General features: G+C 68.3%; 23 protein-coding genes. 21 read left to right on the top strand and 2 right to left on the bottom strand.

Going from position 1 to position 21,315, the window contains the following annotated elements; translation table 11 throughout:
* The first annotated feature begins 208 nt into the window (after positions 1-208).
* Both murJ and trpS read left to right on the top strand, forming a co-directional pair.
* Positions 209-1,846 carry a murein biosynthesis integral membrane protein MurJ gene (murJ, locus tag AC1DYP_RS21320; RefSeq protein ID WP_477048020.1) on the top strand — a complete coding sequence of 546 codons (1,638 nt, stop codon included), beginning with the start codon at positions 209-211 and terminating at the stop codon, positions 1,844-1,846.
* Positions 1,847-2,163: 317 nt separating this feature from the next.
* Complete coding sequence (gene trpS, locus AC1DYP_RS21315; protein ID WP_477048019.1) at positions 2,164-3,198, top strand: tryptophan--tRNA ligase; 1,035 nt, start codon at positions 2,164-2,166, stop codon at positions 3,196-3,198.
* Between the two features lie 6 nt (positions 3,199-3,204).
* Here the strand turns inward: trpS and AC1DYP_RS21310 are convergent, their stop codons facing one another.
* A complete protein-coding gene (locus tag AC1DYP_RS21310; protein ID WP_477048018.1) occupies positions 3,205-4,485 on the bottom strand; it encodes a cytochrome P450 in 1,281 nt (426 codons plus the stop codon).
* Between the two features lie 120 nt (positions 4,486-4,605).
* On the opposite strand from AC1DYP_RS21310, the gene AC1DYP_RS21305 reads away from it, so the two are divergent.
* The 16 genes from AC1DYP_RS21305 to AC1DYP_RS21230 all read left to right on the top strand — a co-directional run bounded on the left by AC1DYP_RS21305 (position 4,606) and on the right by AC1DYP_RS21230 (position 17,581).
* Entirely contained in the window at positions 4,606-5,205 is a 600-nt protein-coding gene (locus AC1DYP_RS21305) for a NifU family protein (RefSeq protein WP_477048017.1), read from the top strand.
* Positions 5,206-5,304: 99 nt separating this feature from the next.
* The gene (locus AC1DYP_RS21300) at positions 5,305-5,892 is read left to right on the top strand and encodes a malonic semialdehyde reductase (RefSeq protein ID WP_477034390.1); all 588 of its coding nucleotides are present in this window, start codon (positions 5,305-5,307) and stop codon (positions 5,890-5,892) included.
* Between the two features lie 142 nt (positions 5,893-6,034).
* Entirely contained in the window at positions 6,035-6,685 is a 651-nt protein-coding gene (locus tag AC1DYP_RS21295; protein WP_477048016.1) for a DUF1131 family protein, read from the top strand.
* A gap of 4 nt (positions 6,686-6,689) precedes the next feature.
* Positions 6,690-7,331, top strand: a complete 642-nt coding sequence (locus tag AC1DYP_RS21290; RefSeq protein WP_477048015.1) for a DUF1131 domain-containing protein — start codon at positions 6,690-6,692, stop codon at positions 7,329-7,331.
* The gene (tsaB, locus tag AC1DYP_RS21285) at positions 7,328-7,969 is read left to right on the top strand and encodes a tRNA (adenosine(37)-N6)-threonylcarbamoyltransferase complex dimerization subunit type 1 TsaB (RefSeq protein WP_477048014.1); all 642 of its coding nucleotides are present in this window, start codon (positions 7,328-7,330) and stop codon (positions 7,967-7,969) included. Before AC1DYP_RS21290 ends, tsaB begins: the two co-directional genes overlap by 4 nt.
* Entirely contained in the window at positions 7,966-8,430 is a 465-nt protein-coding gene (locus AC1DYP_RS21280) for a GNAT family N-acetyltransferase (protein WP_477048013.1), read from the top strand. The genes tsaB and AC1DYP_RS21280 overlap by 4 nt, the downstream gene beginning before the upstream one ends.
* A 74-nt stretch (positions 8,431-8,504) precedes the next feature.
* Positions 8,505-8,912, top strand: coding sequence for a Fur family transcriptional regulator (locus AC1DYP_RS21275; protein ID WP_477034385.1), 408 nt, complete (start codon positions 8,505-8,507; stop codon positions 8,910-8,912).
* 172 nt (positions 8,913-9,084) lie between these two features.
* Positions 9,085-10,437 (top strand): tRNA (N6-isopentenyl adenosine(37)-C2)-methylthiotransferase MiaB, encoded by a 1,353-nt coding sequence (gene miaB / locus AC1DYP_RS21270; RefSeq protein WP_477048012.1) that lies wholly within the window; start codon positions 9,085-9,087, stop codon positions 10,435-10,437.
* Complete coding sequence (locus tag AC1DYP_RS21265; protein ID WP_477034383.1) at positions 10,434-11,378, top strand: PhoH family protein; 945 nt, start codon at positions 10,434-10,436, stop codon at positions 11,376-11,378. Before miaB ends, AC1DYP_RS21265 begins: the two co-directional genes overlap by 4 nt.
* Positions 11,379-11,410: 32 nt before the next feature.
* Entirely contained in the window at positions 11,411-11,869 is a 459-nt protein-coding gene (gene ybeY / locus AC1DYP_RS21260) for an rRNA maturation RNase YbeY (protein WP_477048021.1), read from the top strand.
* A gap of 12 nt (positions 11,870-11,881) precedes the next feature.
* Complete coding sequence (locus tag AC1DYP_RS21255; RefSeq protein ID WP_477048011.1) at positions 11,882-12,802, top strand: hemolysin family protein; 921 nt, start codon at positions 11,882-11,884, stop codon at positions 12,800-12,802.
* Positions 12,799-14,376: an apolipoprotein N-acyltransferase gene (lnt, locus tag AC1DYP_RS21250; RefSeq protein WP_477048010.1), complete on the top strand. Its 1,578-nt coding sequence runs from the start codon at positions 12,799-12,801 to the stop codon at positions 14,374-14,376. The genes AC1DYP_RS21255 and lnt overlap by 4 nt, the downstream gene beginning before the upstream one ends.
* 53 nt (positions 14,377-14,429) lie before the next feature.
* Positions 14,430-14,861 (top strand): helix-turn-helix domain-containing protein, encoded by a 432-nt coding sequence (locus tag AC1DYP_RS21245; RefSeq protein ID WP_477048009.1) that lies wholly within the window; start codon positions 14,430-14,432, stop codon positions 14,859-14,861.
* A 145-nt stretch (positions 14,862-15,006) separates the two neighbouring features.
* Positions 15,007-16,230 (top strand): methionine adenosyltransferase, encoded by a 1,224-nt coding sequence (gene metK / locus AC1DYP_RS21240; protein ID WP_477048008.1) that lies wholly within the window; start codon positions 15,007-15,009, stop codon positions 16,228-16,230.
* Between the two features lie 225 nt (positions 16,231-16,455).
* Entirely contained in the window at positions 16,456-17,136 is a 681-nt protein-coding gene (trmB, locus tag AC1DYP_RS21235) for a tRNA (guanosine(46)-N7)-methyltransferase TrmB (protein ID WP_477048007.1), read from the top strand.
* 58 nt (positions 17,137-17,194) lie between these two features.
* Positions 17,195-17,581: a hypothetical protein gene (locus tag AC1DYP_RS21230; protein ID WP_477048006.1), complete on the top strand. Its 387-nt coding sequence runs from the start codon at positions 17,195-17,197 to the stop codon at positions 17,579-17,581.
* Between the two features lie 124 nt (positions 17,582-17,705).
* Here AC1DYP_RS21230 and ppa read toward each other — a convergent pair whose 3' ends face one another.
* Positions 17,706-18,239, bottom strand: coding sequence for an inorganic diphosphatase (ppa, locus tag AC1DYP_RS21225; RefSeq protein ID WP_477034376.1), 534 nt, complete (start codon positions 18,237-18,239; stop codon positions 17,706-17,708).
* 133 nt (positions 18,240-18,372) lie between these two features.
* On the opposite strand from ppa, the gene AC1DYP_RS21220 reads away from it, so the two are divergent.
* From AC1DYP_RS21220 to nusA, 3 genes are all read left to right on the top strand, one after another.
* Complete coding sequence (locus AC1DYP_RS21220) at positions 18,373-18,858, top strand: hypothetical protein (RefSeq protein WP_477048005.1); 486 nt, start codon at positions 18,373-18,375, stop codon at positions 18,856-18,858.
* A gap of 162 nt (positions 18,859-19,020) precedes the next feature.
* Positions 19,021-19,614, top strand: coding sequence for a ribosome maturation factor RimP (gene rimP, locus AC1DYP_RS21215; RefSeq protein WP_477048004.1), 594 nt, complete (start codon positions 19,021-19,023; stop codon positions 19,612-19,614).
* Between the two features lie 2 nt (positions 19,615-19,616).
* The gene (gene nusA, locus AC1DYP_RS21210) at positions 19,617-21,311 is read left to right on the top strand and encodes a transcription termination factor NusA (protein ID WP_477048003.1); all 1,695 of its coding nucleotides are present in this window, start codon (positions 19,617-19,619) and stop codon (positions 21,309-21,311) included.
* The last annotated feature ends 4 nt before the right edge of the window (positions 21,312-21,315 follow it).

Here is a 21,315-nt window from a genome sequence, read left to right as displayed (position 1 = left end):
AGGTGTCGGCGCAGCCGACGGAGGGGGAGTGATCGGCAGATGGCCGGATCAACGATCGACGATCCTAAACCTCCCCCCACCGATCGCTGCGCGATCGCCTCCCCCACGGGGGGAGGGACTGAGGTCTCCGAAGTCCTGCACCGAAAATCCTCCGCCCTGTCGAGCCCCCTCGCTTGACGGCCCTTCGCCCAGCCCCCAGAAGCCATGCGTGTCCGACATCGCGCCCCCCGAACAAGCCCCGACCGATCCGGCCCCCGCCAAGAAGCCCGGCGGGCTGCTGAAGTCGTCGATGATCTATTCCGGCCTGACCCTGGTCAGCCGGTTCATGGGTTTCGCCCGCGACCTGGCGGTCTCGTACCGGATGGGGGCCAGCGCCACCCCGGCGGCCGACGCCTACAACGCGGCGCTCGCCTTCCCGAACCTGTTCCGCCGGTTCTTCGCCGAGGGCGCGTTCGCCGCGGCCTTCGTGCCGGCCTACGCCAAGTCGCTGCAGATCGACGGCGAGGAGAAGGCCGACGTCCTGGCCGGCGACGCCATGGCCACCCTGGCGGCCTCGACCCTGATCATCACCATCGTCTGCCAGCTGGCCATGCCCTGGCTGATGATGCTGATCAGCCCGGGCTTCGGCTGGGGCACCGAGAAGTACAAGCTGGCGGTGCTGCTGACCCAGATCACCATGCCCTACCTGCCGTGCATGGCCATCGTCGCCCACCTGTCGGGGGTGCTGAACGCCCGCGACCGCTTCGTGCTGTCGGCCGGGGCGCCGATCCTGCTGAACATCGCCACCCTGATCTTCATCCTGCCGCAGACGACCGCCGTGGACGCGGCGGTCTGGGGTTCGGCCGGCGTGGTCGTGGCCGGCGTCGCGCAAGCCGCCCTGCTGATCTGGGGCGTCAACAAGTCCGGCGCCAAGGTCCACTGGCGGCTGCCGCGCCTGACGCCCGAGGTCCGCGCCCTGATCGGCAAGGCCATCCCCGGCGCCCTGGCGGCCAGCGCCACTCAGGTCAACATCTTCATCTCCGGCAACCTGGCCAGCCATGTGCCCGGCGGCCGTTCGTGGCTGGCCACCGCCGACCGCCTGTACCAGCTGCCGCTGGGCCTGGTGGGGGTCGCGATCGGCGTGGCCCTGCTGCCGCGCCTGTCGCGGGCCGTGAACACCGGCGACGGCGACGACGCCCAGAGCGCCATGGACCAGGCCATCACCCTGGCCATGGCCCTGACCATCCCGGCCGCCGCGGCCCTGGTGGCCATGCCGGGCTTCCTGTCGGACGCCCTCTACACCCGGGGCGAGTTCACCAGCTTCGACGCCAGCCAGACCGCCTCGGCCCTGTTCTTCTACGGCCTGGGCACCCCGGCCTTCGTGCTGCAGCAGCTGTATTCGCGAGCCTTCTTCGCGCGGGGCGACACCAAGAGCCCGATGCGTTTCGCCCTGATCTCGGTGGCGATGAACATCGGCCTGGGAATCCTGCTGTTCAACCTGGTGGGGGTGAAGGGCATCGCCGCCGCCACCGCCGTCTCCTCGTGGATCAATGTCGGCCAGATGGCCTGGGGCCTGTCGCGCAAGGGCCACTACAATCCCTCGTTCCAGACCTGGTCTCGGGTGGCGCGGATTCTGGCGGCCAGCGTCGCCATGGGCCTGGCCCTGGCGGCGGCCTCGCACTGGCGGCCGCTGATCGAGGCGCCGCTGGAGGCCATGGGCCTGAAGGGCCACGTGATCGGCGCCAAGGAATTTGCTCTGCTGCTGACCGTGCTGGTCGGCGGAGCGCTTTATCCGCCGCTGGTCTTCCTGTTCGGCGGGGTGACGCCGTCGGAACTGAAGGGCGTGCTCAAGCGGGGCAAGGCGTAGGAGCGCGGCATTTGGCGCCGAGGAGCCGCCCTCGTCCTTCGACAAGCTCAGGATGAGGGCTATTTTCAGCATCGGTGCATTAGGAAACCTCATCCTGAGCTTGTCGAAGGACGAGGTTTTCGGCCCAAGAACGACCACGCGCGAAAACCTGGCGCCTTGCCCTTCAACGCCGCGCCCGGTAACGAACAGCCATGGCTTCGATCGGTTCTTCCGCGCCGCGATGGCGCAGCTTCCTCTGATCCGTTCCGCCGCGTCCTGCACGCGGCTCGCGTTTTCACGCGTCCGCCATACCGCTTTCGATATCCAAGGCTGAAGCCATGACCGACCACACCCCCGTCCCCTATGCGGGCCCGACCCGCGTGCTCTCCGGCGTCCAGCCGTCCGGCGCCCTGCACCTGGGCAACTACCTCGGCGCCCTGGTGAAGTTCGCCAAGCTGCAGCACGAGATGGACACCTTCATCTTCGTGGCCGACCTGCACGCCATCACCGTCTGGCAGGACCCGGCCCTGCTGGCCCAGCAGACCCGCGAGATCACCGCCGCCTACCTGGCCGCCGGCCTCGACCCGGCCAAGGCGACGATCTTCCCGCAGTCGGCGGTGCGCGAGCATTCCGAACTGGCCTGGATCTTCCAGTGCACGGCCCGCCTCGGCTGGCTGGACCGCATGACCCAGTTCAAGGAGAAGAGCGGCAAGCACAAGGAGCGCTCGAGCGTCGGTCTCTACACCTATCCGGTGCTGCAGGCCGCCGACATCCTGGTCTACAAGGCCACCCACGTGCCGGTGGGCGAGGACCAGAAGCAGCACCTGGAGCTGACCCGCGACATCGCCGGCAAGTTCAACCACGACTACGGCGTCCCGGCCTATTTCCCGCAGCCCGAGCCGTTGATCCAGGGGCCCGGCGCCCGGGTGATGAGCCTGCGCGACGGCTCGGCCAAGATGAGCAAGTCCGACCCGTCGGATTACAGCCGCATCAACCTGACCGACGACGCCGACGCCATCGCGGGCAAGATCAAGAAGGCCCGCACCGACCCGGAACCGCTGCCCGAGACCCTGGAGGAACTGACCGCCCGTCCCGAGGCCGACAACCTGGTCGGCATCTTCGCGGCGCTGTCGGGCCGGACCAAGGCCGAGGTGCTGGCCGAGTACGCCGGCAAGGGCTTCGGGACCTTCAAGCCGGCCCTGGCCGAGCTGTCGGTCGAGAAGCTGGCCCCGGTCGGCGAGACCATGCGCCGCTTCCTGGCCGACCCGACCGAGATCGACCGCATCCTCAAGGCCGGCGCCGAGCGGGCGAGCGAGGTCGCCGCGCCGACGGTGGCCGAGGTGAAGAAGCTGGTGGGGTTCTGGGGGGCCTAAGACCCCTCAGAGCCGGCTCGGAATCCGCACCGGCAGACTCTCATAGCCCTTCACGAAGCTGGAATAGACGCGCTTGGGCTCGCCCATCACCTCGATCTTCGGGAAGCGCTTGAGGATTTCTTCCCAGATGATCTTCAGCTGCAGCTCGGCCAGGCGGTTGCCGACGCAGCGGTGGATGCCGAAGCCGAACGACAGGTGGCGGCGGGCCTGGGGGCGGTCGATCAGGAAGGCGTTGGGGTTGTCGATGACGGTGTCGTCGCGGTTGCCCGAGACGTACCACATCACCACCTTGTCGCCCTTCCTGATGGTCTTGCCCGACAGCTCGAAGTCCTCGATCGCCGTGCGGCGCATGTAGGCCAGCGGGGTCTGCCAGCGGATGATCTCGGAGACCATGTTGGGGATCAGCGACGGGTCGGCCCGCAGCTTGGCCTCTTCAGCGGGGTTCTGGCTCAGGGCCAGCAGGCCGCCGGTGATCGAGTTGCGGGTGGTGTCGTTGCCGCCGACGATCAGCAGCAGGATGTTCCCCAGATATTCGAACGGCGGCATGTTCCGCGTCGCCTCGCCGTGGGCCAGCATCGAGATCAGGTCGGCGCCCGGCTCGGCAGCGTTCACGCGCTGGTTCCACAGCTCGGTGAAGTAGGCCAGGCATTCCAGAAGCTCGGCCCGGCGCTGGTCCTCGCTGTCGACGATGCCGGCGCCCGGCACCGCGGTGGTGACGTCGGACCAGCGGGTCAGCTTGCGGCGCTCCTCCCAGGGAAAGTCGAACAGGGTGGCCAGCATCTGGGTGGTCAGCTCGATCGACACCTTGTCGACCCAGTCGAAGGTCTCGCCGATCGGCAGGTCGTCGAGAATGCCGCCGACCCGCTCGCGGATCGTGCCCTCCAGCAGCGCCAGGTTCACCGGCGAGACGATCGGGCTGACCGTCTTGCGCTGGATGTCGTGCTTGGGCGGGTCCATGGCGATGAACATCGGCAGGACGAAGTCCTCGTCGAAGTTCCGGATCGTGATGCCGCCGAAGCTGGAGTCCGACGAGAACACCTGGTGGGTGGTGTCGACGGTCATGATGTCGTTGTAGCGGGTGATCGACCAATACGGCCCGTGCTCGCTCTCGGCGCAGTAGTGCACCGGATCCTCGGCCCGCAGCCGCTCGAAATAGGGCCAGTGGGCGTCGGCCTGGAACAGGGCGGGATCGGCGACGTCGATTTCGTCCAGGGGCATGGCGTAGGCCTTGGCCCTCGCAGCGTCCCTTTGGGCGTCGCTGGTGAGATCGATGGCTCCGTCGCTCATGGCGACCTCCCGTGAAACAACTGTTTCGACGATGGAGCCATAACGCGGTTCGTTTGTCACGATGACGCAAGCGGCAGCCAGCCTCTTGCCTGAGAGGGTCGGCGGGTCCATTTCTCCGGCATGTTCATCCAGACCGAAACCACGCCCAACCCCGAGGTCCTGAAGTTCCTGCCCGGCCGCGAAGTGCTGGGCGCCAATAATCCTTTGGGGAGCGCGCGGGAGTTCAAGACGGCCGAGGAGGGCGACGCCTCGCCCCTCGCCGAAGCCCTGTTCCGGCTGGGCGACGTCAATCGCGTGTTCTTCGGCCCGGACTTTCTCACGGTGACCAAGGCCGAGGGCGCGGAGTGGCCGCACCTGAAGGCGCCGATCCTGGCCGCCATCATGGACCACTTCACCAGCGGCCGACCCCTGCTGCTGGACGCGACCCCAGGGAACAACGAGGGGAGCGGCCACGACGAAGACGGCGTCTACGACGACGAAACCTCGCAGATCGTCGCCGAGATCAAGGACCTCCTCGACACCCGCATCCGCCCGGCCGTGGCCCAGGACGGCGGCGACATCGTGTTCTCCAAGTTCGAGCCGGCCACCGGCGTGGTCTGGCTGCACATGCGCGGCGCCTGCTCGGGCTGCCCGTCGTCCTCGGCCACGCTGAAGGCCGGGGTCGAGAACATGCTCAAGCACTATGTGCCCGAGGTGACCCGGGTCGAGCAGACGCTTTAAGCGCTCCCAGAAAAACTTCGCCGGGACGATCTTGCGAGCGTTCGGCCGAGTGGATACTGTAACTACAAGAGTTACTGATATCGCCCTTGAGGATCGTTCATGGCCAAGCTTGAAACCGCCGCGCTCAATCAGCTGTTCACAGAGGCGCGCACGCGCAACGGCTGGAGCGACCAGCCCATCCCGGAAGCGGTCCTGCGCGAGCTGTACGACCTGGTGAAGTTCGGCCCGACCGCCGCCAACACCACTCCGGCGCGTTTCGTGTTCGTGCAGAGCCCCGAGGCCAAGGCCAAGCTGGCGGCGCTGTCGTCGGGCTCGAACGGCCCGAAGATTCTCAAGGCCCCGGTCACGGTGATCGTCGGCTACGACCTGGATTTCCCCGAGACCCTGGACCGCCTGTTCCCCAACGCTCCCGGCGCCAAGCACTGGTTTGGCGACCCCGTGGCCAAGGAGGTCGGCGCGCTGCGCAACAGCTCGCTGCAGGGCGGTTATTTCATCCTCGCCGCCCGGGCCCTGGGCCTGGACGTCGGCCCGATGTCGGGCTTCGACAACGCCGGCGTCGACGCCGCGTTCTTCGCGGGCGCCAACATCAAGTCCAACTTCATCGCCTCGATCGGCTATGGCACCGAAGAGAACCTGTTCCCGCGCAATCCGCGCCTGGACTTCGAGGAAGCCGCGCAGATCGTCTGAAAATAGTCTGTCATCCCGGAAGCGGCGCAGCCGCTATCCGGGACCGACCTGGAGCGCGGCGTTTCGGGTCGATTCCGGGTCTTCGCGTTCCGCGCTCGTCCGGGATGACATGTGCATGCATGCACATGCTAAAAGGCGCCCCATGACCGAGCGCCTCGCCCTGATCGCCGCCCCGCTGCTGCTGCTCGCCGCCTGCGGCCCCGCCAAGCAAGCCGACACCGCGCCGCCGCCGGCCGCCTCGGGTTCTGAAGTCCCCAAGTCCGGACCGGTCGCCATCGCGGTGACGCCCTATGTCGGCGGGCCGCTGCGCGTGCGCGCCGACGGCGTGGGGCCGATCACCGGCGAGACGGCCTTCGACCTGGCGACGATCAAGGCCCTGTTCCCCAAGGCGGTGGCCAAGAGCGCCTTCATCCACGTCGGCGAAGGCCCGCCCGGACCGATCATCACCGTCGAACAGGACAACGTCCCGCTGCTGGAGATCGGCAAGGGCGTCGAGGGCGGCATCGGCGAGATCCGCCTGGCCGGCGGTCCGGTCGAGGGCCCCAAGGGCGAAGCCTTGCTCGGAAAGTGGGCCGATCTCGGCTTCGACATCGCCCAGTGCCGGGCCGGCGAGGGCCGCATCGTCAACCAGACCGTCTGCGTGCGGCCCGAGGCCCCGACCGTGTCCTACGTGTTCGGCGTGCCGGGCTGGACCCAGGGCGGCCTGCCGCCGGTCGACGTCCTGAAGGCCAAGGGCCAGCTCAACGAATTCGTCTGGCGTCCGGCCGAGCAGGCGGCGGTCGGCGCGGCCTGATCCGATGTTCCGCTTCTTGATCCTGGTCGGGCCTTTGCTGGCTCTGGCCGCCTGCGGCCCCGCCGACAAGCCGAAGAGCGCGCCCGCCGCCTCGCCGGCGCCGGTCCTGGCCGAGCGGCAGGCCGCCGACGGCGGGGTCGATCGCTTCACGCCCTATCTGGGCGGCCCGTTGACCCTGGACGAGTTCTCGGTCGGCCCGGTCATGGCCCAGACCGAGTTCTCGCTGGACGCCATCAAGCCCCGGTTTCCAAAGGCCGAGGTGAAGTCCGCCTTCCTGCATCAGGGCGAGGGCGAACCGACGCCGATCATCACCGTCGAGCAGGACGGCGGCGTGATCGAGATCCAGGGCAACCCCGGCACGGTCACGGTCGGCGACGTTCGCGTCACCGGCGGAACGCCGAAGGGACCGCGCGGCGAGACCCTGATGATGAAATGGGCCGACGCCGACATGGACTATCCGCGCTGCTGGATGGGCAAGGACCGCGACGTCCACGCCGTGATCTGCACCCAGCCCGGCGAGCCGGTCCTGCGCTACGTGTTCGGCGTCCCAGGTTGGACCCAGGGCGCCATGCCGCCTGAAGCGGTGCTGCGCGAGAAGGCCGTCCTGCGTGAGTTCCTCTGGCGCGGCGGGGCTCCGAGCCAATGATCCTGTCCATCGACACCTGCCTGGCCGCCAGCTCGGTCGCGATCCTGGACGGCGACACGGTCCGCGCCGCCCGCAGCGAGCCGATGACCCGCGGCCACCAGGAGCGCATCGCCGTCCTGGCCCGTGAAGTCGCGGCCGAGGCCGGGGTGAAGTTCGCCGACCTGACCCGCATCGCCGTCACGGTCGGTCCCGGCTCGTTCACCGGCCTGCGGGTGGGGCTGTCGTTCGCCAAGGGCCTGGCCACGGCCCTGTCGATCCCCTGCGTGGGGGTCAACACCCTGGAGGCCTTGGCCGCTTCGTTCGAGGCCAAGGGCCTCATGGCCGGCGTGCTCGACGCCAAGATGGGCCAGGTCTATCTGCAGGTCTTCGACGGCGGAAAGGCCCTGATGGCTCCCGACGCCCTGGAGGTCGGGGTCGCCGCCGCGCGCCTGGCCGAGCTCTATTCGGGCGGACCGGCCACCCTGGTCGGCTCGGGCGCGCCGCTGATCGCCGACGTCCTGCCCGACGCCGCCGTGCTGACCCCGGCCTATGCCGATCCGGTCGCTGTCGCCCGCCTGGCCGCCGCGAGACCGGCCCCTAGTCATTCGCCCCGGCCGCTCTATCTGCGCGCGCCCTATGCCGTGGCGCCCGCCGCATGATCCTGCGTCCCGTCGGGCTGGAAGCCTGCTTCACCCTGGCCGACCTGCATGACCGGGCCTTCGACCGGCCCTGGTCCGCCGAGGAGTTCGAGACCCTGCTCAAGGGCCCGGGCGCTTTCGCCGTGCTGGGCGAGGCGGGCGATCCGGAGGAGGCCCCAGGGGAGGCAAAGGGCTTCATCCTGTGCCGCGCGGTCGCCGGCGAGGCCGAGATCCTGACCGTCGCGGTCGATCCCGCCGCCCGCCGTCGCGGCTGGGGCGCGGCCCTGGTCGAGATGGCCGCCGGAATCGCCAGGGAGGCCGCCGCCTTCGAGATGTTCCTGGAGGTCGCGGCCGATAATCTGGCGGCGATAAAGCTCTACGAGGCCACCGGTTTTGAGCGCGTCGGCCTGAGAAAAGGCTATTATCCCCATCCCGATGGGGCCAAGGACGCGGTGGTGATGCGTCGGGTGCTTAACAGCTAGCGGCTGAGCCCCTATCTTGCCCGCGAATCTCGCCCCCGACTGTCGTTTGGGTTCATCTTTCCGGAGACGCCGCCGTGGATCGCCTCGAAAAGCTCTGCATCGAAAAGGGCATGCGCATGACCGACCAGCGTCGGGTCATCGCCCGCGTGCTGTCGGCGGCCACCGACCATCCGGACGTCGAGGAGCTGCACCGTCGCGCCCACGCCGTGGACCCGCACATCTCGATCGCCACGGTCTATCGGACGGTTCGCCTGTTCGAGGAGAGCGGCATCATCGAGCGCCACGACTTCCGTGACGGCCGCTCGCGCTACGAAGAGACGCCCGATCACCACCACGACCACCTGATCGACATGAAGACCGGCAAGGTCGTCGAGTTCGTGGACGAGGAGATCGAGGCCCTGCAGAACGCCATCGCCCGCAAGCTGGGCTACAAGCTGGTGGACCACCGGCTGGAGCTGTACGGCGTTCCGCTGGAGGACTAGTCCTCGCACTTGCCCCCACCTGGCGGCTTCGCCGCCTGTCCGCCCCCATAGGGGGCGGAGGACAATGCGCGTCCTCTTCCCCCTATGGGGAGGAGGGCCGAAGGCCCGGAGGGGGCAGGGGTGTGGCGCCCACGTCCTTGCAGGATCGTCCCCTCGCGCTCATAACGCCCGCATGAGCGAGACCCCGCAAAAGCGCCTCTATATCAAGACCTACGGCTGTCAGATGAACGTCTATGACAGCGAGCGCATGGCCGATGTCCTGCGTCCGCTGGGCTATCGCGTTGTCGAAGAGGCGGAAGGCGCCGATCTGGTGGTGCTCAACACCTGCCACATCCGCGAGAAGGCCACCGAGAAGGTCTATTCCGAGCTCGGCTACATCAAGCAGATGAAGAACCGCAAGGCCGAGGCCGGCGGCAAGATGACCATCGCCGTGGCCGGCTGCGTGGCCCAGGCCGAGGGCAAGGAGATCATGCATCGCCAGCCGGCGGTCGATCTCGTCGTCGGGCCCCAGGCCTATCACCAGCTGCCCGAGCTGATCGCCCGCGCCCACCGGGCGACCGGCGAGCGCCTCTCCGCCGACTTCGCCGCCGACGAGAAGTTCGACGCCCTGCCGGCCGAGCGCCAGGTCAACGGCGTCACCGCCTTCCTGACCGTGCAGGAGGGCTGCGACAAGTTCTGCACCTTCTGCGTGGTGCCCTACACCCGGGGCGGGGAGTGGTCGCGGCCGCCGGAAGCCATCGAGGACGAGGCCAAGCGCCTGGCCGACCAGGGCGTGCGCGAGGTCACCCTGCTGGGCCAGAACGTCAACGCCTATGACGGCGGCGGCTACACCCTGGCCAAGCTGGTTCGCCGGCTGGCCAAGATCCCGGGCCTGGACCGCATCCGCTACACCACGAGCCACCCGCGCGACATGGGCGACGATCTGATCGAGGCGCACGGCGAGCTGCCCGAGCTGATGCCCTATCTGCACCTGCCGGTGCAGGCCGGGTCGGACAAGATCCTCAAGGCCATGAACCGCGACCACACGGCCGAGAGCTATGTGCGGCTGATCGAGAAGATCCGCGCCGCGCGGCCCGACGTCGCCATGAGCGGCGATTTCATCGTCGGCTTCCCCGGCGAGCGCGACGGCGATTTCGAGAAGACCCTGGAGCTGGTCCGCGAGGTCGGCTTCGCCTCGGCCTTCTCGTTCAAGTACTCGCGCCGCCCCGGCACGCCGGCCTCGGCCATGCCCGGCCAGGTGGACGACGCGGTCAAGGCCGAGCGCCTGGATCGCCTCAACGCCCTGCTGGACGAGCAGCAGAAGGCGTTCAACGCGCTGCAGGTCGGCAAGGTCATGCCGGTGCTGTTCGAGAAAAAAGGCCGCAACCCCGGTCAAATCGTCGGCCGCAGTCCCTATCTTCAGGCGGTGCACGCGGTGGGCCCTGACAGCCTGCTGGGCCAGATCGTTCCCGTCCGCATCGAGTCGTCGGCCAAGATGAGCCTGGGCGGCGTGCTCGAAAACCAACCTCTCCCGGAGCCCGCTTGAGCCGTACGCCTGAGTTCCTGCCCCTGTCCGACACCGCCGTCCGCGCCGTTTCCGGCCCGAACGGCCGTCACGCCGCCCTGATCGAGGACGCCTTCAAGGTGCTCATCGAGACCCCGGGCGGCGGGGTGACGATCACCGGCGACGTCAAGGCGCGTTCCAGCGCCAAGCGGGCGATCCAGGCCCTGGCCCACCGGGCCGACGCCGACGACGAGGTGGTCGAGGCCGACGTGCGGGTGGCCGTGGGCGACGCCCACAGCGCCGCCGGCCAGGCCTCGCCGCGCGCCGTGCGCAAGGGCTCGGTCTCGCCCAAGACCAAGGGCCAGGCCAAGTACATGGAGGCCATGGCCAGCCATCCGCTGTGCTTTGGCCTGGGACCGGCCGGCACCGGCAAGACCTTCCTGGCCGTGGCCCAGGGCGCGGGCATGCTGCTGCGCGGCGAGGTCGATCGCCTGATCGTCACCCGCCCCGCCGTCGAGGCCGGCGAGAAGCTCGGCTTCCTGCCGGGCGACCTGAACGAGAAGGTCGATCCCTACATGGCCCCGGTCTGGGAGGCCCTGACCGACATCATGGGCGCCGACCAGCTGCGCCGGCGTCGCGAGAAGCTGGAGATCGAGGTCGCCCCGATCGCCTTCATGCGCGGCCGCACCCTGGCCCACGCGTTCGTCATCGTCGACGAGGCCCAGAACTGCTCGCGCCTGCAGATGAAGATGGTCCTGACCCGCCTGGGCGAGGGCGCGCGGATGGTGGTGACCGGCGATCCGACCCAGGTCGACCTGCTGAACCCCCGCGATTCCGGCCTGGCCCACGCGGTGTCGATCCTGGAAGGCGTCGAGGGCGTGGCGGTGTCGCGCTTCACCTCGGCCGACGTGGTGCGCCACCCGCTGGTCGAGCGGATCGTCAAGGCCTACGACGCCGACGCCCTGCAGACGACGACGCGCTAGATGACGATCGCGCACTCATGATTACGGTAGACATCGAGATCGAGGACGAGGCCTGGACCAAGGCCGAGCCCGAGGTCGAGGCCCTGGTCTGGCGCGCCGCCCAGGCGGTGCTGGACGCCCACGAGGACATCGAGGGCAACGGCATCGTCATCCTGCTGGCCGACGACGACAGCGTCCAGGCGCTGAACCGCGACTTCCGCCAGAAGAACTACGCGACCAACGTCCTGTCCTTCCCCTCGCCCCCCAACCCGGAAGACCAGATCGGCGACATCGCCCTGGCTTTCGGCGTCTGCCAACGCGAAGCGATCGAGCAGGGCAAGCCGCTTGCGCACCATTTGCAACATCTGGTGGCGCATGGGGTGCTTCATCTCTTAGGATACGACCATCAGGACGACGCCGAGGCCGAGGCCATGGAAGCGTTCGAGCGCGAGATCCTCGCGGGCTTGGACATTCCGGACCCCTACGCCGAACCCGCGTCCCCAGAGGGATAACCAAGCCAGGGCATGCCCAGCGACGACCAGAGTTCCCCGCCCGCCGGTTCGGCTCGCTTGAGCCGTGGCGTGCGGGCGTTCTTCCGAAAGATGCGCAAGGACCTGGCTGGCCGTGGCGTGCCAGGCTTGGCTGAGACCTCGCGTCAGGCCGATCCGGCCCTGGTCCACGAGGTCGACATGGTCGACCAGGCCGAGGCCTTCCAGACCCTGCGGGTGGCCGACGTGATGACCCCGCGCGCCGACATCGTGGCCGTCGAGGTGGGCGCGCCGTTCGAGGCGGTTGTGGCCCAGTTCACCGAGGCCGAGCATTCGCGGATGCCGATCTATCGCGAGACGCTGGACGACCCGGTGGGCGTGGTCCACGTCAAGGACGTGTTCCGCCTGCTGGCCAATGACGACAAGCGGCCGAGCCCGACCGACCAGATCCTGCATCGGCTGCGGCGCGAGGCGCTGTACGTGCCGGCCTCGATGCGGGCCGCCGACCTGCTGCTGCGCATGCGCACCAGCCGCATCCACATGGCCCTGGTCATCGACGAATTCGGCGGCACCGACGGCCTGGTGACCATGGAAGACCTGATCGAGGCGGTGGTCGGCGAGATCGACGACGAGCACGACGACGCCCAGGTCTCCAACATCGTCGCGCGTCCCGGCGGCCTGTTCGAGGTCGACGCCCGCGCGCCGCTGGAAGACCTGGAAGCCGCCCTCGACACCGATCTGGCCCCGCCGGACATGGAAGAGGACATCGACACCGTCGCCGGCCTCGTCGTGGCCCTGGCTGGCCGGGTGCCGCAGCGGGGCGAGGTGATCGCCCACCCCGCCGGCTTCGACCTGGAGGTCGTCGAGGCCGATCCGCGTCGGGTGCGGCGGGTCCGGGTGCGCCCCGCGGCCGTGGCCGAGCCGATCGTCGCGCCCGGCCGCGTGGCCGCTTCGTGAACCTGCCGGCCCTGCCGAAATTGACGCCGTGGCGGGCCCGGGGCCTGGCGTTGGCGGCCGGTCTGGCCGCCGCCCTGGCCCACCCGCCGTTCGGCATCCTGCCGGGGCTGCTGGGCTATGCGGCGCTGCTGTGGCTGCTGGACGCCGTCGACGGACCCCGGCCCCTGCGCTCGGCCTTCTTCCGCGGCTGGCTGACGGGGCTCTCCTATTTCGGCCTCTCCACCTGGTGGATCGCCGAGGCCTTCATGGTCGACGCCGCCAACCAGGGCTGGATGGCCCCGTTCGCGGTGGGCGCCATGGCCGCCGGCATGGCGCTGTTCTGGGGCCTGGCGGCGGTGCTCTACCGCCTGATCCGTCCGATCGGTGTTCGGCGGCTGCTGGTGTTCGCCGGGGCCTTCGCGGCCCTGGAGTGGACGCGCGGCCACATCCTGACCGGCTTTCCCTGGAACCTGCCGGGCGAGACCTGGCGGGCCGGCTCGGCCGTGTCGCAGACCGCCGCCCTGGTCGGCGCCTACGGCCTGACCTGGATCACCCTGGCCATCGCCGCCGCCCCGGCGGTGTGGTGGGACGGCCGACGCGGGCGGATCGCCGTCGGAGCCGCCGCCGCCGCCCTGGCCGCGCTCTATGTCGGCGGCGCCCTGGTTCCGCCGGCCGCCGCCAGCGGTCCCGACGCCCCGACCGTCCGCATCGTCCAGGCCGACATCCCGCAGGAATCCAAGTGGGACGCCGCCCGCTTCGCCCAGATCGTCCAGGCCTATGTCTCGCTGACCGCCAGGCCCTATGCCGGCAAGCCCGCCGACATCGTCGTCTGGCCCGAAGGCGCCCTGCCGCTGGCCATCAATGACTACATGGTCCCCGGCAGCTGGGTGCGGCAGGCGATCGTCGACGCCCTGCAGCCGGGCCAGCTGATGCTGATCGGCGGCTATCGCTACGAGGGTACGCCCGACAAGCCGGTCTACTACAACAGCCTGGTCGCCCTGCGCCGCACGGCCGACGACGTCGAGGTGGTCGGGATCTATGACAAGCACCGACTGGTGCCGTTCGGGGAATACCTGCCCGCCGACGCCCTGATGACCCGGCTGGGCGTCAAGAGCATGGCTCATCTGGGCGACGGCTTCGCCACCGGACCGGAGCCCCGGCCGCTGCGCGTGGCGCCCGACCTGCTGGTCCAGCCGCTGATCTGCTACGAAAGCCTGTTCCCGCGCCTGGCCAAGCCGGTCCCCGGGGTGCGCGCCATCGTCAATGTCTCGAACGACGCCTGGTTCGGCGTGACCTCGGGACCGTTGCAGCACCTGAACCTGGCCAGCTACCGCGCGATCGAGACGGGCACGCCGATCATCCGGGCCACGCCCACCGGTGTTTCCGCCCTGATCGACGCGCGGGGAAGAATTTTGCCCGGCGCCCGCTTGAAACTTGGCGAATCAGGGGTGATCGACGGTAAGGTTAGTGACGTTGGTTCACCGACCTTGTTCACCAAGCTTGGGCACTGGCCGTTCGGATTGCTGCTTTTGGTTTCATTCGTCGCCGCGATTCGCCTTCCAGGAGGTCGAGGCTTGGAAAAAGTTCTAAACTGAAACAGACAAGCTTCCAGATACCCGTGGCTTCCTCCCCCAGTGATTGAAACGGCATGAACACGATTCCTGAAGAACGCTCCCCCAATCCGGTCGACCTGCACGTCGGCGCCCGGATCCGCATGCGCCGCAAGATCCTCGGCGTCAGTCAGGAGCGTCTGGCAGACGATCTGGGCCTGACCTTTCAGCAGGTGCAGAAGTACGAGCGCGGCGCCAACCGCGTCAGCGCTTCCAAGCTGTACGAGATCGCCAAGAGCCTGCAGTCGTCGGTGTCCTACTTCTTCGAAGGCCTGGCCGACCCGACCGACCTCGAGGGCTTCGAGGAAAACGGTTCGGAGCAGTTCGTGCACGACTTCCTGATGACCCCGGAAGGTCTGGAACTGGCCGCGCTGTTCCCGCGCATCGGCAAGTCCCGCGTGCGCCGGCGCATCCTGGATCTCGTCCGCTCTATGGCCGAGGACATGATCGAGGAAGAGCCTCAAGACTGATTTGGGCCTGATTCAGGCCCGATCTGGGGTCTGAACCGGCGGAAGCCAGCCGGGGCGACTTGCGGACATAAACATATCTTTATATGTTCCGCTCGTCCCTCGGGCAGACCGCCTGTGCGGGCGATGTCATGTCCGGAGCAGACCCTTGAGCCGTTCTTCCTACATCTTCACCAGTGAAAGCGTTTCCGAAGGCCATCCGGACAAGGTCGCCGACCGGATCAGCGACACCGTCGTCGACGCGTTCCTGACCGCCGACCCCGAAGCGCGCGTCGCCTGTGAAACCCTGGTCACCACCAACCGCATCGTCCTGGCGGGCGAAGTGCGGGCCGGCAAGCCGGGCGGCGACAAGGCCGCCAACAAGCAGCTGACCAAGGACATCATCAAGTCGCTGGAGCCCAAGGTTAGGGCCGCGATCAAGGACATCGGGTACGAGCAGAAGGGCTTCCACTGGGAGAAGGCCAAGTACGCCTGCTACCTGCACGGCCAGTCGGCCCACATCGCCCAGGGCGTGGACGCTTCGGACAAGAAGGACGAAGGCGCCGGCGACCAGGGCATCATGTTCGGCTACGCCAGCACCGAGACCCCGGAGCTGATGCCGGCCACCCTGCAATACAGCCACAACATCCTCAGCCGCCTGGCCCAGCTGCGCCACTCGGGCGAGCTGCATGAGCTGGAGCCCGACGCCAAGAGCCAGGTGACCCTGGAATACGACGGCAGCGGCAAGCCGGTCCGCGTCGTCTCGATCGTCGTCTCGCACCAGCACAAGAAGAAGATCGACGGCAAGTCGCCGACCTCCAAGCGCGTGCTCGAGCTGATCAAGCCGCACATCCTGCCGATCTTCCCGGAAGGCCTGATCACCAAGAAGACCCAGTGGCTGATCAACCCGACCGGCCGCTTCGAAATCGGCGGTCCGGACGGCGACGCCGGCGTGACCGGCCGCAAGATCATCGTCGACACCTACGGCGGCGCCGCCCCGCACGGCGGCGGCGCGTTCTCGGGCAAGGACCCGACCAAGGTCGACCGTTCGGCCGCCTATGCCTGCCGTTACCTGGCCAAGAACGTCGTGGCCGCCGGCCTGGCCGAGCGCTGCACCATCCAGATCGCCTACGCCATCGGCGTGGCTCGGCCCGTGTCGTTCCACGTCGACCTGCACGGCACCGGCAAGGTCGATCCGGAAGCCCTGGAAAAGCTGCTGCCGCAGCTGATCGGCGGCGCCACCCCACGCTCGATCCGCGAGCACCTGCAGCTGAACAAGCCGATCTACGCCCGCACCGCCGCCTACGGCCACTTCGGCCGCACGCCGGACAATGAAGGCGGCTTCTCGTGGGAGAAGACCGATCTGGTGTCGGAGCTGAAGGGCCTGGCGTAAGCCTCACCCCCTCCAGAACTATCGCAGCGGGCCTCGATCATCCGATCGGGGCCCGCTCTCGTTGAGGCCTTGCGTCCTTCGAGGCTTGGCTGCGCCTCGCACCTCAGGATGAGGACGTTTGCGCGCTTCTGAATTCCTCATCCTGAGGCGCCCGCGCAGCGGGCCTCGAAGGACGCACGGCGGCTCAGCTAGCCTCCTGTCGATATGCCCGGTAAACACCCGCCCATGACCAATCCCCAACAGCCCCACGGGCCTCTGCGCTCGTTCGGCCGCCTGAAGTCGCGGCCGGTGAAGCCGCGCCAGCAGGCCCTGCTCGACAGTCTGCTGCCCGAGATCGCCGTGCCGACCGCGCCCTTCCAGCCGCGCGACCTGATGCCGGAAGCGATCGAAGTCTGGCTGGAGATCGGCTTCGGCGGCGGCGAGCACATGGCAGCCCAGGCCGGCAAGCGTCCCGACGTGCTGGTGATCGGCGCCGAGCCCTTCGTCAACGGCGTGGCCAGCGCCGTGCGTCACGTCGAGGAGCAGGCGCTCAAGAACGTCCGCATCCACGAGGGCGACGCCCGCGACGTGGTCGGCTGGCTGCCCGACGCCTCGGTCGACCGGCTTTTCATCATGTTCCCCGACCCCTGGCACAAGGCCCGCCACAACAAGCGCCGCCTGATCCAGCCGGCCTTCGTGACCGAACTGGCGCGGGTGCTGAAGCCGGGGGCGGCCTTCCGCTTCGCCACCGACTGGGCCGACTACGCCGAGTGGACGGTCGAGCGGGTGCTGGCCGATCCGGCCTTCCGCTTCGCCGAGCCTGACGCCGACCGCAACGCCGCGCCGGCCGACCACGTGACCACGCGCTACGAGGAAAAGAAGCTGGGCGACTGCGCGCCGGTGTTCCTGGACTTCGTCAGGGCCTAGACGCGACCCGTGCTAGGCTGGCCGCCGGCCCGCGTCCGACGGGCGCGGGGAGGCGGCCATGACCTGGCTCATCGACAACATCCACATCGTCCTGATCGTCAGCGGCCTGCTGACGATCACCATGCTGCAGTTCGCGATCGCGCCGACGCGGTCGTTGAAGTCCACCTATGGCGAGACCCTGGAAGGGCCGCTGGTCGACCTGGTGGTGCGGGGCTGGGGATTCCTGATCGCCCTGGTCGGGACGATGCTGCTGTGGGCGGCCTTCCATCCCGAGACGCGGACCCTGGCGGCCGGCGCGGCCATCGCCAGCAAGCTCTTCTACGTCGGCGCGCTGGTCGCGCACCGGAAGCGGTTCCTGAAGGGTTTCGCCGCGGTCACGGCGGGCGTCGACGTGATCATGGTGGCGTTGCTGGCCGTCTGGCTGGCGAAGACCTGCGCGGGCTAGAGCGTGACAGCCGAAAGTGGGCGCCGGTTTCGGCGTTCGTCGCGCTCCAATGTTCAGAGCATGAAAAAGGGGAGCCCGCCGTCCGGCGAGCTCCCCTTTCAGGATCACGTGGTGATCGTGGAACTCAGTAGCTCTCGTCGTGGCGCTTGATCGCCGCGCGGATGATCTCGGCGGTTTCCTCCGGATCGGCCCAGCCGGTGATCTTGGTCGACTTGCCCTTTTCCAGGTCCTTGTAGTGCTGGAAGAAGTGAGCGATCTGCTCGGTCAGGATGACCGGCAGGTCACGCCAGCTGGAGACGCCGGTGTAGAACGGGTGCAGCTTGTCGACCGGCACGGCCAGGATCTTTTCGTCCGAACCCGCCTCGTCGACCATCATCAGGGCGCCGATCGGGCGGCAGCGGATGATCGCGCCGGGCACCACCGGGGTCGGGCCCACCACCATGATGTCGGCCGGGTCGCCGTCGTCGGCCAGGGTGTGGGGGATGAAGCCGTAGTTGGCGGGATAGAACATCGCGGTGTGCAGAAAGCGGTCGACCATCAGCGCGCCGCTGGCCTTGTCGATCTCGTACTTCACCGGTTCGCCGCCTTGCGGGATCTCGATGACGGCGTTCAGGTCGTACGGCGGGTTGGCGCCGACGGCGATCTTTGAGAGGTCCATTGTGACTCTTCGTTTTGGGAAAGGTCCCGCGGGGAGGCGAGCCTGCGCGGGGGCGCTTATAGGCTACAATTGCTGCGATGCGGAAGGCCCCGTCGCGGCTTGATGCGGTCAAGCTCGCCTTCTAGGCTGCGCCATGACGCTCGCTCGCCCCCTGCTGCTCCTGCTGCTCGCCGCCGCGGCGCCCGCTGCCGCCTGGTCGCAGGTTGGGGATTGGCACGTTAAGGTCCGGGCTCGGGCGGGCCTGCCGGCGAGCAGCGCGGAGGGACAGGTGCGGATCCTCGGCGAGGGTTTGCTCTCGGGCGGCGGCATGACGAGCCTGGTGGCGCGCCGCGACGGCAGGGGCCGTTGGACGGTGTCGCGCGTGACAAGCTTCTTCACGACGAACGAGCGCCATTGGCGCCTCGACGCCCGGGAGGGCGCGGCGCTGGAGGCCCTGCTCGACGATCCCGCCACGCTGGCCGAGACGCCGGCGCCCTCGGGCCAGGATCAGTGCCTGGATCCGCCATCGACCGACCTGGAAATCCGTTGGCGCGGTCGGGTGGAGCGGATTTCCCAGATGTGCGAGCCCTGGGGCGGGGTCGCGCGCGTCCAAACCCTCCTGACGGCGGGTCGCGACTAAGGTCTTCCAACCGTCCGAACATCGCGCTATATAGCTCCCACATCGTCCGTCAGCGCTGATAGCGCTTTCGAGCGGCGGCCCGAAAGGCTGCCGCTTTTTCTTTGGCCGCTCGCCAGCTTGGCTTTTAGCCGGCGCGCGTCGGCCCAGTGAGTTGAGAGAACCGTGCGCGGGAAGACGCAGGAAGATATCGGTCTGGTCGAGTTGCTGGATCCCGTCGCCGAGTCCGTCGGCTACGAGATCGTCCGCCTGCGCCTGATGGGCGGGGCCGAGCAGCGTCGCCTCCAGATCATGGCCGAACGGCCGGATGGAGACATGAACGTCGAGGATTGCGCCAAGCTGTCGCGCGCCATTTCCGAGATCATGGACGCCGCCGACCCGATCAGCGGCGAATACACCCTGGAAGTCTCCAGCCCGGGCGTCGACCGCCCGCTGACGCGGCTGAAGGACTTCGACACCTATGCGGGCCTCGAGATTCGCATCGAGCTGGACCGTGTCGCCGAGGGCCGCAAGCGCTTCAAGGGCGAGCTGGCCGGCGTCGAGGACGGCCAGGTAGGCCTGAACATCGAGGGCGAGGACGACACCACCGTCTATTTCCCGTTCGAATGGATCATCGACGCCAAGCTGGTGCTCACCGATCAACTGATGAAGCGGGGCGCCGACCAGCGCGCCGCCCGCGTCGGAAGCGACGCTGACATTCAAGACATCGGCGGCGACGCCGACAGCGACATTGACCTGTCCGAAAGTGAAGAGGACTGACCATGGCTATCGGCATCTCCGCCAACCGCCTCGAGCTGCTGCAGATCGCCGACGCGGTCGCGCGTGAAAAAGGCATCGAGAAGGAAGTCGTCATCGAGGCGATCGAGGACGCGCTGCAGAAGGCCGCCCGCGCCCGCTACGGCGCCGAGCACGACATCCGCGTCAAGATCGACCCGCGCACCGGCGAGACCACCCAGAAGCGGGTGATCGAGGTCGTGCCGGACGACTTCGAGCTGGAAGGCGAGATCGGCAAGGTCCAGCTGTCGTCGGCCAAGCGCACCTGGCGCGACGCCGAGGTCGGCAAGATCTACGAGGAAAGCCTGCCGCCGTTCGAGATCGGCCGCGTCCAGACCCAGATGGCCCGCCAGGTCGTCATGCATAAGGTCCGCGAAGCCGAGCGCGAGCGCCAGTACGACGAGTACAAGGATCGCGCCGGCGAGATCGTCAACGGCAGCGTCAAGCGCGTCGAATACGGCAACGTCATCGTCGACCTGGGCCGCGGCGAAGGCATCATGCGCCGCGACCAGTCGATCCCGCGCGAGAACTTCAACGTCGGCGACCGCATCCGCGCCTACATCTACGACGTCCGCCGCGAGACCAAGGGCCCGCAGATCATGCTGTCGCGCGCCCACGGCGGCTTCATGGCCAAGCTGTTCGCGCAGGAAGTGCCGGAAGTCTACGACGGCGTCATCGAGATCCGCGCCGTGGCCCGCGACCCGGGCTCGCGCGCCAAGATGGCCGTGATCTCCAACGACAGCAGCATCGACCCGGTCGGCGCCTGCGTCGGCATGCGCGGCTCGCGCGTGCAGGCCGTGGTGGCCGAGCTGCAGGGCGAGAAGATCGACATCATCCAGTGGTCCGAGGACGAGGCGACCTTCATCGTCAACGGCCTGGCTCCCGCCGAAGTCTCCAAGGTCGTCATGGACGAGGAAGACGAGCGCGTCGAAGTGGTGGTGCCGGACGAGCAGCTGTCGCTGGCCATCGGCCGTCGCGGCCAGAACGTCCGTCTGGCCTCGCAGCTGACCGGCTGGCAGATCGACATCATGACGGAAACCCAGGAGAGCGAGCGCCGTCAGAAGCAGTTCGCCGAGGCCACCGCCCTGTTCCAGGAAGCCCTGGACGTCGACGAGGTCATCGCCCAGCTGCTGGTCACCGAAGGCTTCACGGCCGTCGAGGACGTCGCCTATGTCGAGCCGCACGAGATCGCGGCCATCGAGGGCTTCGACGACGAGACCGCCGACGAACTGCAGACCCGCGCCCGCGAGTTCCTGGAAAAGGAAGCCGCCGCCCTGGACGCCAAGCGCGTCGAGCTGGGCGTCGAGGACAGCCTGCTCGACATCGAAGGCGTCACCCTGCCCGTGGCCGTGGCCCTGGGCGAAGGCGACGTGAAGTCGGTCGAGGACCTGGCCGGCCTGATCCCCGACGATCTGCGCGGCTGGTTCGAGACCAAGGACGGCGAGCGCGTGCGCGAAGCCGGCATCCTGGACACCTTCAACCTGTCGCCGGAAGACGCTGAAGCGCTGATCATGCGCGCCCGCGTCGTCATGGGCTGGGTCGAGGCTCCGCCCGAACCGGAATATGTCGAAGAGGAAGTCGAGTTCGAGGAAGAGGCGGGCGAGGAGCCGGCCGAAGCCTCCGAGGAGGCCTCGGAAGAGGTCGCCGAAGACGAACCGGCCGAAGAAACCAAGGAAGACTGATCCG

It is taken from the genome of Caulobacter sp. P1_D6, from assembly GCF_056406095.1.
Note: the sequence above shows the minus strand (reverse complement) of the source record. Positions and strands in the feature narration are given on the sequence as shown.

Bases quoted from the DNA above. Each gene is read 5' to 3' on its own strand.
- tsaB (WP_477048014.1), top strand. From the start codon at position 7,328: ATGATCCTGTCCATCGACACCTGCCTGGCCGCCAGCTCGGTCGCGATC.
- AC1DYP_RS21305 (WP_477048017.1), top strand. From the start codon at position 4,606: ATGTTCATCCAGACCGAAACCACGCCCAACCCCGAGGTCCTGAAGTTC.
- AC1DYP_RS21230 (WP_477048006.1), top strand. From the start codon at position 17,195: ATGACCTGGCTCATCGACAACATCCACATCGTCCTGATCGTCAGCGGC.
- AC1DYP_RS21280 (WP_477048013.1), top strand. From the start codon at position 7,966: ATGATCCTGCGTCCCGTCGGGCTGGAAGCCTGCTTCACCCTGGCCGAC.
- AC1DYP_RS21220 (WP_477048005.1), top strand. From the start codon at position 18,373: ATGACGCTCGCTCGCCCCCTGCTGCTCCTGCTGCTCGCCGCCGCGGCG.
- nusA (WP_477048003.1), top strand. From the start codon at position 19,617: ATGGCTATCGGCATCTCCGCCAACCGCCTCGAGCTGCTGCAGATCGCC.
- trpS (WP_477048019.1), top strand. From the start codon at position 2,164: ATGACCGACCACACCCCCGTCCCCTATGCGGGCCCGACCCGCGTGCTC.
- AC1DYP_RS21310 (WP_477048018.1), bottom strand. From the start codon at position 4,485: ATGAGCGACGGAGCCATCGATCTCACCAGCGACGCCCAAAGGGACGCT.
- trmB (WP_477048007.1), top strand. From the start codon at position 16,456: ATGACCAATCCCCAACAGCCCCACGGGCCTCTGCGCTCGTTCGGCCGC.
- AC1DYP_RS21255 (WP_477048011.1), top strand. From the start codon at position 11,882: ATGCCCAGCGACGACCAGAGTTCCCCGCCCGCCGGTTCGGCTCGCTTG.
- AC1DYP_RS21245 (WP_477048009.1), top strand. From the start codon at position 14,430: ATGAACACGATTCCTGAAGAACGCTCCCCCAATCCGGTCGACCTGCAC.
- miaB (WP_477048012.1), top strand. From the start codon at position 9,085: ATGAGCGAGACCCCGCAAAAGCGCCTCTATATCAAGACCTACGGCTGT.
- AC1DYP_RS21295 (WP_477048016.1), top strand. From the start codon at position 6,035: ATGACCGAGCGCCTCGCCCTGATCGCCGCCCCGCTGCTGCTGCTCGCC.
- AC1DYP_RS21290 (WP_477048015.1), top strand. From the start codon at position 6,690: ATGTTCCGCTTCTTGATCCTGGTCGGGCCTTTGCTGGCTCTGGCCGCC.
- AC1DYP_RS21300 (WP_477034390.1), top strand. From the start codon at position 5,305: ATGGCCAAGCTTGAAACCGCCGCGCTCAATCAGCTGTTCACAGAGGCG.
- ppa (WP_477034376.1), bottom strand. From the start codon at position 18,239: ATGGACCTCTCAAAGATCGCCGTCGGCGCCAACCCGCCGTACGACCTG.